Below are 14,449 nucleotides of genomic sequence, written 5' to 3'. Positions count from 1 at the left end.
CAGCAGCGAGGTCGTGGTGCTCTTGCCCTTGGTGCCCGTGACGCAGACCGCGTCGGCGACGACGCCATCCGGGCCCGCGTGTTCGGCGAACCAGAGCGACGTGCCGCCCAGGAACACCGTGCCGCGCGCGCGGGCCGACGTCGCGGCTTCGCCGTACGGGCTGATGCCCGGCGACTTCACCACCGCGTCGAATGCCGACAGCGCGTCGGCGTCGACCTGCGTGGCGATCGTCAGCGCCACATCCCCGAGCGACGCGGCCTCGGCAGCCTCCGCGTCGCTGCAGAACAGCGTCAGCGGCAGCGACGGCAACCTGGAACGGATCGCCCGGTGCGCGGCGCGGCCTTCGCGCCCCCAGCCCCAGAGCGCGACGCGGCGGCCGTCAAGCTGCGAAATGCGCACGCAGGCGGGTCCAGACCGCATCGGGGACGCCGTGTTCGTCGGACACGGCGAGCAGCGAATCGACCGCCGGCACGTCACCGAGCTGCGGCAGGATCTCGCGCGAGAAGCGCTCGACCAGCGCGTCCTCGCGCCACTCCGGGCGACGCGCCAGCGCGGCCATGGCCGCACGCGATTCCTGGCCCTCGCCGACGCATTCGAACGGCTTGTGGTCGCGGTACTCGAGCAATGCGTCGAAGCCGCCCGTCTGCGAGGCGTCGTCGAGCAGGTTGCGGCCGAAGATGCCGACCAGCCGCGGCTTGCTCATGAACGGCGCGAGCGCGAGGAAGACGAAGTGGCACTTCGGGCAGATGCCGCACCAGCGTTGCGCCGGGCGCTCGCCGAGCAGGTGGAAATTGCGGTTGCAGCTGGAGAAATGCTGATCGTAGCGGTCGGACTTCGCGAACTGCCGTGCGACCGCGAGTTCGCTGAGCGGGCGCAGCAGCGAGTAGTAACGCAGGTTCGCGGCGACGTGCGTGCGCAGGTGCGTCGCGAACGCCTGCTCGAACGCCCAGCCCTTCGACCACTGGTGGTTCACCTCGCCCGTGCCCTCGATCATCGAGCCGTAGCTGGCCGAGCGCTCGTTCGAGAACACCACCTGGTCGACACCGTGCAGCAGCGCGGCGAGCGCGAGGATCGCCGAGTTCACCGCGGTGACGGGGATGTGTCCGTTCCAGGCACCGTTGCGGTTGTACTCGAACAGCTGCGGCGCGAGCTGGCGGCCGATGTTGAGCGTCGGCAGACCGGTGCGCTCGGCGCAGGCTTTGATCAGCTGGGAACCGCCGATCCATGTCACCGTCTGCTCGATGCCGGCCGCACGCAGCGCCTCGATGCTGACGAGCGAATCCTTGCCGCCGCCGATCGCGACCAGTGCGTGCTCGCGCAGGCCGATCGGGCCGGCACCCGCCCCCGCATCGGCCTCGGCCGGGAAGCGGATGCTGCCGCGCAGCGAGAGCCCGTTGCGATATGCGAACTCGCCGAGACCGTTCTCGTAGACCTCGGTGAGCAGCACCGCGGTCGCCGCATCGATCGAATAGCCCTCGATGCGGATGTCCTGGGGCACCGCCGCCTTGTAGTAGCTGACGCCGGCGATCAGATGCAGCAGGCGCACCGCCTGCACGACGGCGTGCGCCCTCGCGTCGTCGAGCGCGAATGGCGCGCCGGGCACCGTGACAGTCTCCACCAGTTCGGGGCCGTCGTCGAAGGCGTACACCAGCTGCGCGACGCCGGTGTCGGCGTCGAAGTCGCAGCGGACGAAGCGGAAGCTCCGGATCGAATCGCGCGAGAAGCGCCAGTCAGTCATCGAGGATGTCCTCGGCCGGCAGCGGCCGCAGGTTGTAGGTATTCGCCATCGCCATGCCGTAGGCACCGGCGTCGGCGATCAGGAGCACGTCGCCCTCGCCCGTCGCGGCGGGCAGGCGTCGCCCGCGACCCAGCACGTCGCTGGACTCGCAGATCGGGCCGACCACGTCGAACGTTTCGAGCAACGCGTCGTCCGTGCGCGTGAGGTTGTGGATGCCGTGGTAGGCGTCGTACATCGCGGGGCGCATCAGCACGTTCATGCCGCCGTCCACGCCCACGCGTCGCACGCCGTCCTTCTCGATCACCTGCGTGACGTGCAGGAGCAACACGCCCGATTCGGCGACGAGGTAGCGGCCGGGCTCGATCGCCAGCCGGCAGCGCGGATAGGCCGCCTTGACCGCGCGCACGCCGTCACGCCAGGCGTCCAGGTCGAACGGCCGCGCGTCGGGCGTGTACGGGATTGGGAATCCGCCGCCGATGTCGAGCGTGTCGATGGAACCGCTGGCGTCGGCGAGCGCGGCGAGCGTGCCGTAGACCTCGCGCCAGTGCGCGGGATCGTCGATGCCGCTGCCGAGGTGCGCATGCAGGCCGGTGATGCGCAGGTCGAGGCCGCGCGCCAGCGCCATGAAGGCATCGAAGCGCGCGACCGGCAGGCCGAACTTCGCCTCCGCACCGCCGGTCTTCACCTTTTCGTGGTGGCCTTCGCCGTGGCCGAGGTCCAGGCGCAGCCACGCGCGGCGACCGCGCACCACCTCGGGCCAGCGTTGCAGCAGCTCGAGGCTGTCGAGCGTGACGTTGATGCCGGCCGCGAACGCGGCCTCGTACTCGTGGCGCGGTGCGAAGCTCGGGGTGAACAGGATGCGCGACGGATCGAGCGCCGGCAGCGTGCGCCGTACGTGCTCCACCTCGGCGAGCGAGACGCATTCGAAGCCGAAGCCCTCCGCCTCGAGCGCGGTGAGGATCGCCGGATGCGCATTCGCCTTGAGCGCGTAGAAGCCGCAGTCGACGAGCCCGCCGTCGAGCAGCGAACGGGCGCGATCGCGCACCGTTGGCAGGTGGTAGACGTAGCGCGGGGTGTCCCCACGGGCCTTCGCCAGCAGCGCGTCGCGATGCGTGTTCCACCACGGTGCCGTGCGCTCGGGGCGGCCGTGCACGACATCGCGCCAGGCGGGGCCGAAGACGCTCTCGTCCAGCACCGGCATCGCGCCCCCGCGCACGAGTTCGGCGTGCAGCGTCGGCAGCAGCCCCTCCGCATCGGCCTCGTCGACGACGAAGGTGAGGTTGAGGTCGTTCGACGACTGCGAGATCAGGTGCACGCGCTCGCGCCCGAACGTCGCCCAAACGTCCGACAGCTTGTGCAGCAGCGAGCGCATGCCACGGCCGACCAGCGTGATCGCCGCGCACGGCGCGATGACCTTGACCCGGCAGACCTGTGCGAGGTCCTCGCTCAGCGCGCTCAGCACGTTGGTGGTGACGAGGTTCTCGCTGGGATCCAGCGAGACCGTGACGTTGGTTTCCGACGAACCGATCAGGTCGATCGACAGGCCGTGCTTCTTGAACCGCTCGAAGACATCGGCGAGGAAGCCGACCTGCTGCCACATGCCGACCGATTCCATCGACACCAGCACAATGCCGTTGCGCCGGCTGATCGCCTTGACGCCGGGGACCGTCGTGGCGGTCGCGTCGATGCGCGTGCCGGGCAGATCCGGACGCTCGGTGTCCAGGATCGCCATGGCGACGTTCGCATCGCGACACGGGCCGATCGACCGCGGGTGCAGCACCTTGGCGCCGGTCGTCGCGATCTCCTGCGCTTCCGCGTAGTCGAGCCGCGCGAGCAGGCGCGCGTCGGGCACCTCGCGCGGGTTGGCGGTGAACATGCCCGGCACGTCGGTCCAGATCTCGACGCGCGCCGCGCCGAGCAACGCACCGAAGTACGCGGCCGACGTATCCGACCCGCCGCGGCCGAGAATCGCGGTGCCGCCGTCGCCATGCCTCGCGATGAAGCCTTGGGTCAGGACGATCGACGTCGGCTGTGCGCTGAAGCGCTGCGCGAACGCCGGGTCGGTGCGGTGCATGCAGTTGACCGACAGGCGCCCGGCCCAGTCGCTCGCGTTCGGCAGCGCAATGGCGTCGAGCCAGTCGCGCGCGTCGCACCAGCCGATGTCGATGCCCTGCGACTTCAGGTAGGCCACACCGAGGGCGGACGACAGCAGTTCGCCCTGGCCGAGCACTTCGGCCTGCCAGTCGAGCGTGCGCGTCGCGGCGCGCGGGTCGGTCGCAAGCGCCTGCAGCGTCGCCAGGCGCGTGCCCAGCACGGCGTCCGCGTCGAGTCCGAGCTCCGTGCAGAACTCGCGATGGCGCGCGACGAGCGCGGCGACCTTCGCGTCCGTCGCCGCACCCGCGCCGGCATGCGCGATCGCCTGCAGCTCGTTGGTGACGCCCGACAGCGCGGACACGACGACCAGCACCCGCGCGCCCTCGTCCTGTGCGCGTTTGGCCGCGAGCCGCCCGATGGTGTCCCAGCGGGTCCGGCGGGACACGGAGGTGCCACCGAACTTGAGTACGACCCAGCGCGTCGAAGCGGTCACGAGGTTTCCTGTGGGGCCATGCGGCGGGCAGCCGCGGGCGGGCATCGGAGCATGCGCCCGCCGACGGGGCGAATGACGCCTGCTCATGAGAGCGCGCGATTTTATTCGATGACGGGGCCGCCCGCGGCCGGCGACAATGCCGCCCCCCTCACGCCGTGGCCCGATCCATGACGCAGCGCCGCTTCCTCCAGCTCGACGTCTTCGCCGATCGCCCCGGTGCGGGCAATCCCCTCGCCGTCGTCGTCGACGCCGAAGGCCTCGACACCGCCGCGATGCAGGCCTTCGCCCACTGGACCAACCTGTCGGAAACGATCTTCCTGCTGCCACCCGGCGCGGGCGCCGACTACCGCGTGCGGATCTTCACCCCGCGGCAGGAGCTGCCGTTCGCGGGCCATCCGAGCGTCGGCGCGGCCTGGGCGGCGCTCGACGCGGGCCTCGCCGATGCGACGAAGCCGGCGCTGGTGCAGGACTGCGCCGCGGGACTGCTGCCCGTCGAAACGACGCTCGACCGCGCCATCCGTGTCCGCGCGCCGCGCGCGCGACGCGTCGACCCGCCCGCCGGTTCGCCGGCACGGCTCGACGCCGCGCTGCCCGGCGTGGCGCGCGGCGCACTGGCGCCTGCGCTCTGGGATAACGGCCCACGTTGGTGGGTGGTCGAACTCGCCGACGAGGCCACCGTGCGCGGCCTCGTGCCGGACCTCGCGGCGATCACCGCATTGACGGGCGACTCGGCGGTCGGCCTCGCCGTGTTCGCGATGGCGACGGGCGGCGCGCACGGCGTGGTGGTGCGCGCCTTCTGCCCCGCCGACGGCATCCCGGAGGATCCGGTGACCGGAAGCGCGAACGCGGCGATCGGTGCGGCGCTCGCGGACGCCGGGCGCGTGCCCGACGGCGGGCGCTACGTTGCGAGCCAGGGCCGCGAGGTCGGCCGCGACGGGCGCGTCGAGGTGCAGGTGGACGACGGCGGCGAGGTCTGGATCGGCGGGCGCGTGCAGGCGGTGGTCCGCGGGACCGTCACGTGGTGAGCGGTATCCCTGTCGCGATGACCCGCCGCTACGTGCAGCTCGACGTCTTTGCCGACCGGCCCGGTGCCGGCAATCCACTCGCCGTCGTGCTCGATGCCGAAGGGCTCGACGACGCCGCGATGCAGGCGATCGCGCGCTGGACGCGCCTGCCGGAGACCACGTTCGTCTTCCCGCCGACCACGACCGAGGCGAGCTATCGCATCCGCATGTTCAGCCCGCGTCGCGAAGTGCCCTTCGCCGGGCATCCGAGCGTCGGCACCGCGCACGTGGTGCTGGAGGCCGGCCTCGCCACGCCCCGCGACAGCCTGCTGATGCAGGAAGGCGCGGCGGGCATGCTGCCGCTGCGCGTGGACGGTGTCGGCGCGGCACGGACGATCGCCGTCCGCACCCCGCGCGCGCGGCTGGTCGAGCAGGCCGATGCCGGGGATCCGCGCCTCGTGCGCGCCCTCGCCGGGATGCGCCTGGGTGCGCTGCCGCCGGCGTTGATGGACGGTGGACGCCGCTGGTGGCTGGTGGAGGTCGCCGACGAGGCCGCCCTGCGCGCGCTCGATCCGGCGTGGGGCGCGATCTCGCAACTGGCCACGCGCACCGAGACGATGGGCGTCTGCGCCTTCGCCGTCGCCGTCGCCGATTCGGATGCCGACTACGACCTCGTCGTCCGTGCCTTCGTCGGGGCGCCGGCACAGTTCGAGGACGCGGCCTCCGGCGCCGCGAACGCGACGCTGGCGGCATGGCTCGCGCAGAACGATCGACTCCCCGGCACCGGCGGGCGGTACGTCGTCAGCCAAGGCCGGGAAGTCGGTTTCGATGCGCGGCTGCAGCTCACCGTCGACACGGCCGGCGACGTCTGGTCGGGGGGCCATGTGCGCACCGTGGTCACGGGCGCGATCGACTGGTGAGGCCCCGGGTCCGCCGCCCGGTCAGGCCGGCTGGACCTCGAGCGAGATCGGCACCGCCGACAGCACCTTCGAGATCGGGCAATTCGCCTTGGCGTTCTCCGCGTGGCGCGCGAACTCCTCGGGCGTCACGCCGGGCGCTTCGCCGCGAACCGTCAGGCGGATCTGCGTGATGTGCGGGCCGCCCTCCATCGACATCTCGACGTTCGCGCGCGATTCGATGTAGCTCGGCGGATGACCCGCCTCCGTGAGCGTGGCCGACAGCGCCATCGCGAAGCAGCCCGCATGCGCGGCGGCAATGAGCTCCTCCGGATTGGCGCCCTTTTCGTCGCCGAAGCGCGTGTTGAAGCCGTAGCGGGTGTCCTGGAACACACCGCTCTGGGGCGTGTTGAGGCGTCCGACGCCGGACTTGAGGTCGCCTTCCCAGCGGGCGGTGGCGTGACGGGTGAGGGCCATGGACGAGCTCCTGAACAGGGTGCTCCAGCCTACGGGCGCGTCGGTAAGTGCCGGTGAGCGGGCGTGGAACGCACTTGTGCATCGCAACGCGACGCCCGCGGTCGCGCGCGCTATCGTGCCCGCAGCCCCGCCATGACGGCCCGCCGCGCGTTCGCGCTGGCGTGCGCTGCGGACAGCCATGACGGCGAAGCCGGACCGCGATGCGGCCCGCTGCGGCCGGACATGACGCCGAAGACCGACGCCGCGCCCGACGGCTGCTCCCCTACCTCCACAGGAGCTCCCGGCATGGCCTACACGACAGAACAGATCCGCAACGTGGCCCTCGCAGGCCACCCCGGCGCCGGCAAGACCACGCTTTTCGAAGCCCTGCTGCATGCCGGCGGCGCGATTTCCGCGGCAGGCAGCATCGAGCGCGGCAACACGGTTTCGGACTTCGATCCGATCGAGAAGCAGCGCGGCCATTCGGTCGATGTCGGCATCGCCAGCACCGACCACGCGGGCATCCACGTCAACCTCATCGACACGCCGGGCTATCCCGACTTCCGCGGGCCGGCGTTGTCCGCGCTCGCGGCGGTGGAAACCGTCGCGGTCGTGGTGGCATGCGATGCGGGCGTCGGCTACGGCGCCCGCCGCATGATGGAGTACGCGAAAGCACGCGGACTCTGCCGCGCGATCGTGGTCAACAAGATCGACCAGGGCGACTGCCGCGCGCTGCTCGACGAACTGCGTGAGGCCTTCGGTCCCGAATGCCTGCCGCTGAACCTGCCCGCCGGGGGTGGCGCGTCGGTCATCGACTGCTTCGGCGCGTCGGCCGGCGAGAGCGATTTCGGGCCTGTGGCCGACTGGCACCAGAAGATCATCGACCAGGTGGTCGAGATCAACGAGACGGTGATGGAGCATTACCTCGACCTCGGTGAGGACGGGCTGTCCGGCCAGGAACTGCACGATGCCTTCGAGCAGTGCCTGCGCGAGGGCCACCTGGTGCCGGTGCTGTTCTGCTCCGCGCGCAGCGGCGTCGGGGTGCGCGAGCTGCTCGACGTGGCCGAGCGGCTGTTCCCGCATCCGGGCGAGGCGAATCCACCGGCGTTCGTGAGGGGAGCCCAGGGCGAGCCCGTCGATGCACGGCCGGATCCGGCCGCGCATGTCATCGCCGATGTCTTCAAGGTCGTCAACGATCCCTTCGTCGGCAAGCTCGGCGTCTTCCGGGTCTACCAGGGCACCGTGAAGCGCGATACGCAGTTGTTCGTCGACGACGGCAAGAAGCCGTTCCGCGTCGGTCACCTGTTCAAGCTGCGGGGCAAGGAACATGTCGAGGTGGACGTCGCGATCCCGGGCGACATCGCGGCCGTGGCGAAGGTGGATGAGCTGCACTTTGACGCCGTGCTGCACGACAGCCACGACGAGGACCACATCCACCTCGCGCCACTCGCGTTTCCGAAGCCGATGTTCGGCCTCGCGGTCGAAGCGGCCAGCAAGGGACAGGAACAGAAGCTCGCCAACGCCTTGCACAAGCTCGCCGAGGAAGACCCCTGTTTCCAGGTGGAGCACACGGTCGAGACCAACGAGACGGTGGTGCGCGGGCTTTCCGACCTGCACCTGCGCGTCAATCTCGACCGGCTCAAGGAGCGCTACGGCGTCGAGGTGCGCTCGCGGCCGCCGCGCATCGCCTATCGCGAAACCGTGTCCGCGCCGGCCGAAGGGCACCACCGCCACAAGAAGCAGACCGGCGGCGCCGGCCAGTTCGGCGAGGTCTTCCTGCGCATCGAGCCGCTCGAGCGCGGGCGCGGCTTCGAGTTCGCCGACGAGGTCAAGGGCGGCACCATCCCCGGGCAGTTCATCCCCGCCGTCGAAAAGGGCGTGCGGCAGGCGCTGTCCGTCGGTGCGCTGGCGGGCTATCCGCTGCAAGACGTGCGCGTGGTCGTCTACGACGGCAAGCATCATCCCGTGGACAGCAAGGAGGTCGCGTTCGTCGCCGCAGGCAAGCGTGCCTTCGTCGATGCGGTCCTCAAGGCACGCCCGCAGGTGCTCGAGCCGATCGTCGACCTCGAGGTCACCGCGCCGGAGGCGAACATGGGCGACGTGAGCGGGCACCTCGCGGCCAAGCGCGCACGGATCGTGGGCACGGACGGCGGCCGAGGCGAGGTGATCGTCAAGGCGCAGGTGCCGCTGTCGGAACTGGAGGGCTTCGCCGCCGAACTGAAATCGATCACGGCCGGGCGCGGACGCTACTCGATGGACTTCAGCCACTACGAGCCGGTCCCCGGAAACGTGCAGCAGAAGCTGGTCGAGAGCTACCGGCCGCGCGTCGAGGAAGACTGACGGCCAAAGAAAAGGCCGGCATGCGCCGGCCTTTTCCGTCAACCCGAGCGGATCACTCCGGGCGCACGTCCACCCGCACGCGCAGGCGGTTGCCCGGGTCGTATGGCGTGCGCGTCGTGTACGTGCGGCCGCCGTATTCGTAGGTCACGTCGTACATCGAGACATTGCGGCCGTTCTCGTAGGCACCGGCGGACATCGGGTCGCAGGTCACCACGCGACCCGTGCGGGCGACAGGCTGGCGGTGCGAGTTGTCGTAGATCTGCTTGCCGACCTGGCTGCCGACCATCGTGCCGATCGCGGACGTCGCGTACCGTGCGCTGCCGCCGCCGACCTGGCTGCCGACCACCGCGCCGACGATGCCGCCGATCACGGTCGCCGCGGTGCTGCCCACGGGCGACGTCGGACGCGTGTACGGACGACCGTAGGCGTCGCGCGCATAGCCGTCGTTGCCGGCGTAGTAGCCGTCGTCGCGGTAGCCGTCGCCGTTGCGATCGTAGGGATCGTTGTAGCGCGAGTCGCCGTAACCGTTCGAATAGGTGCGGCTCTCGGTGCAGCGCGGGCCACCGGTGGACGCCGCGTAGGCACCGCGGGAGTCGTAGACCGGGGTGGCACGGATCACGCGCGCATAGTCGGTATAGCCGCCCTGCGTGTCGGTGGGATAGGACGAGTACTGCTGGGCCGAGGCGGCGCCCGCCGTCGCGGTCAGCGCGAGTGCGAGTGCGGTGGCGGTGAAGTGCTTCATGGCGTCGCTCCTGGCGCCGACATGGCGCAGTCGAATCCTCGGGCCGACGCTCTTACCGCTTCCTGAATATGGTAAAGATCCCGTGAAACGCTCAGCCGGTGTTTACCGAAGCCGGCCGCTCAGGGCCCGCTGACGACCGAGCCGACCGCGGTCGCCTGCGGCGCGAGCTGCGCGCGCAGGTAGCCGTCGGGATGCTCGCTCGTATGCAACAGGATGTAGGCACCGTTCTCGCGAACGCGGCGCGCGACGATCGGGGTGAGTTCGGCCCGTCCGCCGATCAGCCGTGCCTCGTTGCCGTCGACGCTCACGTCCATGCGGGCGACCCGCTCGGTGTTTTCGCCGGCATCGCCCGGATGCAGGGTCGCCCCGGTGACGCGCTCGTCGAGGCCCGAAACCACGAGGTCGATGCGTACCGCGCCGTCGGCGTCGATCGTCGCGCGTGCCTCGCCGGACGGCGGGCGCGTGTCCGCGGCCGCGGCGCGCAGCAGGTTGAACGTGCCGCGCATGCGCATGTCCTGCGCCGCGGCGGCGAGTGGAACGAGCAGCAGCGCGAGCAGGAGCGGACGGGAAACAAGCCGGTTCATCGGAAAGTCCTCCGGGAGATGCCGCCACCCTCTCGACGCCGACGCACCCTCCGCGTGAAAACACGGGTCAGGCACGAACGCCGGTGACTCTCCATTCACCTGCCGGTGCGCATCGTCGCGCTGACCCCGGAGAACCGCCATGCGCCGAGCCCTGCCCGCCCTCGTCTTCGCCGCGTCCGCCGCGGTCTTCCTGACCACCGCCTGCTCCACGGCCAGTGCGCTGCTGTTCCGCGACAGCATCTCGTTCACGCAGCCCCAGCTGCAGGAGAAGCTGGTGCGCGGGTTTCCGCGCGACTACAAGAAGCTGGGCGGGCTGGTCACGCTGACGCTGATGAACCCGCGGCTGTCGATCCCCGCTGGCGAGCGCCGCCTCAAGGTGGACTTCGACATGGCGGTCGGCGCGCTCGGACACGCCGCGCGCTCCCCCGAAGGCTCGTTCACGCTGACGAGCGCACTGCGCTACGATCCGGCCACGCGCGGCCTGCATCTGTTCGAGCCGCGCATCGAGGACGTCGAGGTCGGCGCGCTCGGGGGACGCATGGGGGACTCGTTGCGCGGTGCGCTCAACGAGTGGCTGTCGGACTGGTCGCGGAAGGAACCGATCTACGAGTTCGATGATTCGCTGATCGGCCGCCTCGGTGCGCGCCGCGTCGAAGGGACGAAGATCCAGGATGGCCAGGTCGTGGTCCAGCTCGGCGACTGATCGCCGCATCCGTACGTCGGCCGCGCTGCTCGGCGCCGTGCTGGCGCTCGCTGCCTGCGGGCGCGATGCGCAACGCGAGGGCGCGGACGCGGTCGCGAACGGCGACGACGCCTCCACCGGCCGTCCGCTGCCCGCGCCCACCGCCGCGCCCGGCACGAGCGTGACCGGCATGCCGACCACGCCGCCGCCACCCCGACCGGCCGAGACGCCGACCGAAAGCGTCGCCACCGCGGACCCCGCCGCGCCGTTGCCGGCGCCGGTCGACGGCGGAGCGATTCCCGGTGCGACCGTGCCGGATCCCGCCGCGCCGACACCGCCACCGCCCGCCGTCGCATTGCCGCCCGAGGACGCCGCCGCGGCCACGTCCGTCGTCACCCAGTACTTCGCCGCGGTCACCGCGGGGGCGCCGGCCAAGGCGCAGGCGCTCTGGACGACGACGCCCAACGATTCCGCCGTTCTGCAGCTCTCGCGCGGGGCCGTGTTCGGCGTCGACGTGGGCGCACCGACCGCCGACGCCGGCGGTCGGGTCAGCGTGCCCGTGGACGTGCGCGGCCGCGCGGACGACGGCAGCGAGCGCCGCATGCAGGCCGTCTACAGCGTGCAGCGCAGTGCGCCCGAGGCGCCGTGGCGCATCGTCTCCGCCGCCGTACGCGATGCGCGTCCCTGAACCCGGCGAGGCGCGCACGCTCGTCCTCGACACCAATGCCTGGCTCGACCTGCTGGTCTTCGACGACGCCGCGCTGGCGGGCGTCGAGGCCGACGCCTGCGACGGTTCGGTCCGGCTCGCCGTGGATGGGCGCACGCTCGCCGAGCTGCGCCGCGTACTCCGCTATCCCGTCCTGGGGCTTGCACGGCCGGTCATCGACGCGACCATGGAACGCGCGCAACGCCTCGGCCATGCCGTGGACGTCGGCGCCCTGCCGCCGCTGCCCGCCTGCCGCGATCCCGACGACCAGATGTTCCTCGAGGTGGCGGTGGCCTCGCACGCGCGCACTCTGCTCACGCGCGACGACGACCTGCTGCGCATGCACCGGCGCATGTCGCGCGAGCACGGGCTCGCGATCCTGACGCCCGCCGCCTGGCGGGCTCAGATGTCGAAACGGTAGGCGAGCTTCACCAGCAGCTGTTCGCTGTCGCGCAGCCGGAAGGCGTCGATGAGTCGCTCGCCCGCGCGGTACGGATCGTCGAGGCGCTCGTCGAACATCTCGCCGCCGCGGACATAGGCGATGTACAGGTTCGACAGCGGCGCCAGCTCGTACCGGTAGCGCACCTGGAACCCCATCGTGCCGAGGCCGAAGTCGCGATGCTGGCGCCCGACGGCGATCGGGGTGCCGTCGGTGGCGAGCGCGTAGCTCTGCCGCGCCGTCGCATCCAGGCCGATCGCCTCGAGCCGCACGCGCAGCTCCTGGCGGCTGTCGATGAGCCACGTCGCACCTGCCGACAGCACGGCCTGGTTCGTCCGGTACGTGGCGAGCATCGGCGCGCCGCCAGACGCCGGGCCGCGCCACAGCAGCAGCCCCGGATCGTGCTTGAGCTGCAGCGACATGCCCACGTTCGCACTGTCGTTGATGTAGTACGTGGGCTCGACGTTGACCGCGATCGAACCTTCGTCCCATCCGCCGAGGCTCTCGGCGGCGTAGCGCGCATTGGCGTAGAAGCCCCACGGCCCGCGGCGCGGAATGCCGCGCTCGTAGAAGAGGTAGGCCTTGGACGGCATGCGCACGATCCCGTGCCCGCGGGTCACCAGGTCGTCGTGTCCCGCCGTGAAGCCGGCGACCTCGAAGAACTGGTTGCCGCCGTCGCGCATCTCGCTCGCACGGTTCACGGCCCATGCGTCGGCGATGAGCACGCCGTCGTCGTTCATGCGACGCGACACCGCCGCACGCCACTGGTGGCTGGCGAACGCCGATTCCTTCGGCAGGTCGGTGACGCGATGCGAGACCTCGTAGCGGCCGTAGTTGAAGTTGTTGCGCTCGAGGTAACCGAAATCGTTGAGCTGCAGGGCATCGCCCAGGTGCAGCATGTAGAGCTGCTGCCGCCAGCCGGGCGCGAGGTCGTGGTCGATGCGCACCTGCGCGCCCGTATCCCGCGCCACCGCGCCGTGCTGCTCGACCTCGGACCCGACCACGGTCGTGCGGACCGTCAGCGCGGCGTTCGGGCGCCAGCGGTGGTCGAATTCACCGACCGTGGCGACCCGGTCGAAGTACGGCCGGTCGACGCGCGTGAGCATCGCGCCGAAGCCCTGCGAGGCCAGGTCACGGGTCGCGCGCACGGCGTAGAAGTCCCGGCCGACGTCGTCGGCTTCGGTGGCCGCGAAAACGCCGTAGTTGAACCCGGCCGCGCTTCCGTTGACCTTCACCGCGGCGGTGACGTCGCCGGCTCCGTTGCCGTCGTCGCGTCCGCCGCCGACACGGCGCGTGTAGATCAGCCGGTTCGCGTTGTTGAGCGAGCCGAACGGCACGTCGAAGAAGCTCTGGTTCTCGGTGAAGAACGGGCGCTTGTCGCTGAAGAACGTCTCGATGGCGCTGAAGTTGACGACGAGCTGGTCGCTCTCGACCTGCCCGAAGTCCGGGTTGATCGTCGCCGACAGCTGGAACTGCCCGTTGGGCTTCCAGAACAGGTCGGCGCCCGCGTCGAAGTCCGCCTTGCGGCGCACCATGTCCTGCAGGCCCGCGACGTACGGGGTGACGGCGAACAGCGCCTGGCTGTACTTCGGCACGTCGACCTTCTCGAACACCGAGAGGAAGCGCGGCTCGTTGAACGAGACCGCCGGCCACGACATGCGCTCGCCGGTTGCGCCGAGCACGCGATCGAGCGAAATGCCGATCGTGCGCGTGCCGCCCGCGACGTCCCGCATCGGCGCGATGTGCCACGGGATCAGCATCTCGGCCGACCAGCCGTCCGCGTCCTCGCTGACCGCGTGGCGCCAGGCGCCGTCCCAGTCGGCGCTGAACTGGTTCTCGTTGCTCAGCACGCCGTCGGCGATGCCGTCCGACAGGGCGACCATGAAGTTGTAGCCGGTGCGCCCTTCCCCGTCGAAGTCGACGTAGACGTTGACCCGGTCGACCTGGCCGTTCTGGTCGCGCTGGAAGCGGTCGCGCCGGCGCGGGACGCCCGCCGGCTGGACGACGTGGAACGCGATCGCGAGGCCGTCGGGCGTCGCCTTGAACCAGGCTTCCGTCGGCTGCGAGCCCGGCTCGCGCGAGAGCGGCTGGGTCAGGCGGAAGTCGGCGACGTGGCGGGCGTCCGCCCACTCGGCGGGGTCGACGCGGCCGTCGACCTTGATGCCATCGGCCGCGGCGGCGGCGGCCGGGAACGCGGCGATCAGGGCGATCGCCAGCGCGGTGCGGGGCATGGCGGGCATGCGGCAGTCCGAAGCGGCACCGGGCGTGCCGAAAG

At 71.1% G+C, this 14,449-nt stretch carries 12 protein-coding genes and 1 pseudogene; 6 read left to right on the top strand and 7 right to left on the bottom strand.

Annotation, left to right across the window (positions count from 1 at the left end; genetic code table 11):
- The 3 genes and pseudogenes from murD to ACY35P_RS10130 all read right to left on the bottom strand — a co-directional run.
- A pseudogene (gene murD / locus ACY35P_RS10140) lies at nt 1-399 on the bottom strand (UDP-N-acetylmuramoyl-L-alanine--D-glutamate ligase); the annotation flags it as partial.
- The gene (gene murL, locus ACY35P_RS10135; RefSeq protein ID WP_462115712.1) at nt 380-1,738 is read right to left on the bottom strand and encodes a UDP-N-acetyl-alpha-D-muramoyl-L-alanyl-L-glutamate epimerase; all 1,359 of its coding nucleotides are present in this window, start codon (nt 1,736-1,738) and stop codon (nt 380-382) included. The pseudogene murD and the gene murL, both read right to left, overlap by 20 nt.
- A complete protein-coding gene (locus tag ACY35P_RS10130) occupies nt 1,731-4,370 on the bottom strand; it encodes a bifunctional aspartate kinase/diaminopimelate decarboxylase (protein ID WP_462115711.1) in 2,640 nt (879 codons plus the stop codon). Before ACY35P_RS10130 ends, murL begins: the two co-directional genes overlap by 8 nt.
- 122 nt (nt 4,371-4,492) lie before the next feature.
- On the opposite strand from ACY35P_RS10130, the gene ACY35P_RS10125 reads away from it, so the two are divergent.
- The gene (locus ACY35P_RS10125; RefSeq protein WP_462115710.1) at nt 4,493-5,350 is read left to right on the top strand and encodes a PhzF family phenazine biosynthesis protein; all 858 of its coding nucleotides are present in this window, start codon (nt 4,493-4,495) and stop codon (nt 5,348-5,350) included.
- A 17-nt stretch (nt 5,351-5,367) separates the two neighbouring features.
- Nucleotides 5,368-6,249 (top strand): PhzF family phenazine biosynthesis protein, encoded by an 882-nt coding sequence (locus ACY35P_RS10120; protein WP_462115709.1) that lies wholly within the window; start codon nt 5,368-5,370, stop codon nt 6,247-6,249.
- 21 nt (nt 6,250-6,270) lie between these two features.
- On the opposite strand, the gene ACY35P_RS10115 is transcribed toward ACY35P_RS10120, so the two are convergent.
- Nucleotides 6,271-6,702, bottom strand: a complete 432-nt coding sequence (locus tag ACY35P_RS10115) for an OsmC family protein (RefSeq protein ID WP_462115708.1) — start codon at nt 6,700-6,702, stop codon at nt 6,271-6,273.
- A 285-nt stretch (nt 6,703-6,987) separates the two neighbouring features.
- On the opposite strand from ACY35P_RS10115, the gene fusA reads away from it, so the two are divergent.
- The gene (fusA, locus tag ACY35P_RS10110) at nt 6,988-9,021 is read left to right on the top strand and encodes an elongation factor G (RefSeq protein WP_462115707.1); all 2,034 of its coding nucleotides are present in this window, start codon (nt 6,988-6,990) and stop codon (nt 9,019-9,021) included.
- Nucleotides 9,022-9,073: 52 nt separating this feature from the next.
- On the opposite strand, the gene ACY35P_RS10105 is transcribed toward fusA, so the two are convergent.
- Nucleotides 9,074-9,763: a glycine zipper 2TM domain-containing protein gene (locus ACY35P_RS10105; RefSeq protein WP_462115706.1), complete on the bottom strand. Its 690-nt coding sequence runs from the start codon at nt 9,761-9,763 to the stop codon at nt 9,074-9,076.
- A 119-nt stretch (nt 9,764-9,882) separates the two neighbouring features.
- Nucleotides 9,883-10,347, bottom strand: a complete 465-nt coding sequence (locus ACY35P_RS10100) for a CHRD domain-containing protein (protein ID WP_462115705.1) — start codon at nt 10,345-10,347, stop codon at nt 9,883-9,885.
- Nucleotides 10,348-10,486: 139 nt separating this feature from the next.
- Here ACY35P_RS10100 and ACY35P_RS10095 point away from each other — a divergent pair, with 139 nt between their 5' ends.
- The 3 genes from ACY35P_RS10095 to ACY35P_RS10085 are packed head-to-tail and all read left to right on the top strand — an operon-like array spanning nt 10,487 to nt 12,156.
- A complete protein-coding gene (locus ACY35P_RS10095) occupies nt 10,487-11,050 on the top strand; it encodes a YceB family lipoprotein (protein ID WP_462115704.1) in 564 nt (187 codons plus the stop codon).
- The gene (locus ACY35P_RS10090; RefSeq protein WP_462115703.1) at nt 11,019-11,717 is read left to right on the top strand and encodes a hypothetical protein; all 699 of its coding nucleotides are present in this window, start codon (nt 11,019-11,021) and stop codon (nt 11,715-11,717) included. Before ACY35P_RS10095 ends, ACY35P_RS10090 begins: the two co-directional genes overlap by 32 nt.
- Nucleotides 11,704-12,156, top strand: a complete 453-nt coding sequence (locus tag ACY35P_RS10085) for a putative toxin-antitoxin system toxin component, PIN family (RefSeq protein ID WP_462115702.1) — start codon at nt 11,704-11,706, stop codon at nt 12,154-12,156. Before ACY35P_RS10090 ends, ACY35P_RS10085 begins: the two co-directional genes overlap by 14 nt.
- Here the strand turns inward: ACY35P_RS10085 and ACY35P_RS10080 are convergent.
- The gene (locus tag ACY35P_RS10080) at nt 12,138-14,414 is read right to left on the bottom strand and encodes a DUF5916 domain-containing protein (RefSeq protein WP_462115701.1); all 2,277 of its coding nucleotides are present in this window, start codon (nt 14,412-14,414) and stop codon (nt 12,138-12,140) included. The two genes, ACY35P_RS10085 and ACY35P_RS10080, sit on opposite strands and share 19 nt — an antisense overlap.
- Between the last annotated feature and the right edge of the window lie 35 nt (nt 14,415-14,449).

The sequence above is a fragment of the Lysobacter xanthus genome (genome assembly GCF_047159895.1).
This window is presented reverse-complemented; position numbering and strand designations above follow the sequence as displayed.

Coding starts and splice junctions, on each gene's coding strand:
- murL (WP_462115712.1), bottom strand. CDS start 1,738: ATGACTGACTGGCGCTTCTCGCGCGATTCGATCCGGAGCTTCCGCTTC.
- ACY35P_RS10130 (WP_462115711.1), bottom strand. CDS start 4,370: ATGCCCGCCCGCGGCTGCCCGCCGCATGGCCCCACAGGAAACCTCGTG.
- ACY35P_RS10125 (WP_462115710.1), top strand. CDS start 4,493: ATGACGCAGCGCCGCTTCCTCCAGCTCGACGTCTTCGCCGATCGCCCC.
- ACY35P_RS10120 (WP_462115709.1), top strand. CDS start 5,368: ATGACCCGCCGCTACGTGCAGCTCGACGTCTTTGCCGACCGGCCCGGT.
- ACY35P_RS10115 (WP_462115708.1), bottom strand. CDS start 6,702: ATGGCCCTCACCCGTCACGCCACCGCCCGCTGGGAAGGCGACCTCAAG.
- fusA (WP_462115707.1), top strand. CDS start 6,988: ATGGCCTACACGACAGAACAGATCCGCAACGTGGCCCTCGCAGGCCAC.
- ACY35P_RS10105 (WP_462115706.1), bottom strand. CDS start 9,763: ATGAAGCACTTCACCGCCACCGCACTCGCACTCGCGCTGACCGCGACG.
- ACY35P_RS10100 (WP_462115705.1), bottom strand. CDS start 10,347: ATGAACCGGCTTGTTTCCCGTCCGCTCCTGCTCGCGCTGCTGCTCGTT.
- ACY35P_RS10095 (WP_462115704.1), top strand. CDS start 10,487: ATGCGCCGAGCCCTGCCCGCCCTCGTCTTCGCCGCGTCCGCCGCGGTC.
- ACY35P_RS10090 (WP_462115703.1), top strand. CDS start 11,019: ATGGCCAGGTCGTGGTCCAGCTCGGCGACTGATCGCCGCATCCGTACG.
- ACY35P_RS10085 (WP_462115702.1), top strand. CDS start 11,704: ATGCGCGTCCCTGAACCCGGCGAGGCGCGCACGCTCGTCCTCGACACC.
- ACY35P_RS10080 (WP_462115701.1), bottom strand. CDS start 14,414: ATGCCCGCCATGCCCCGCACCGCGCTGGCGATCGCCCTGATCGCCGCG.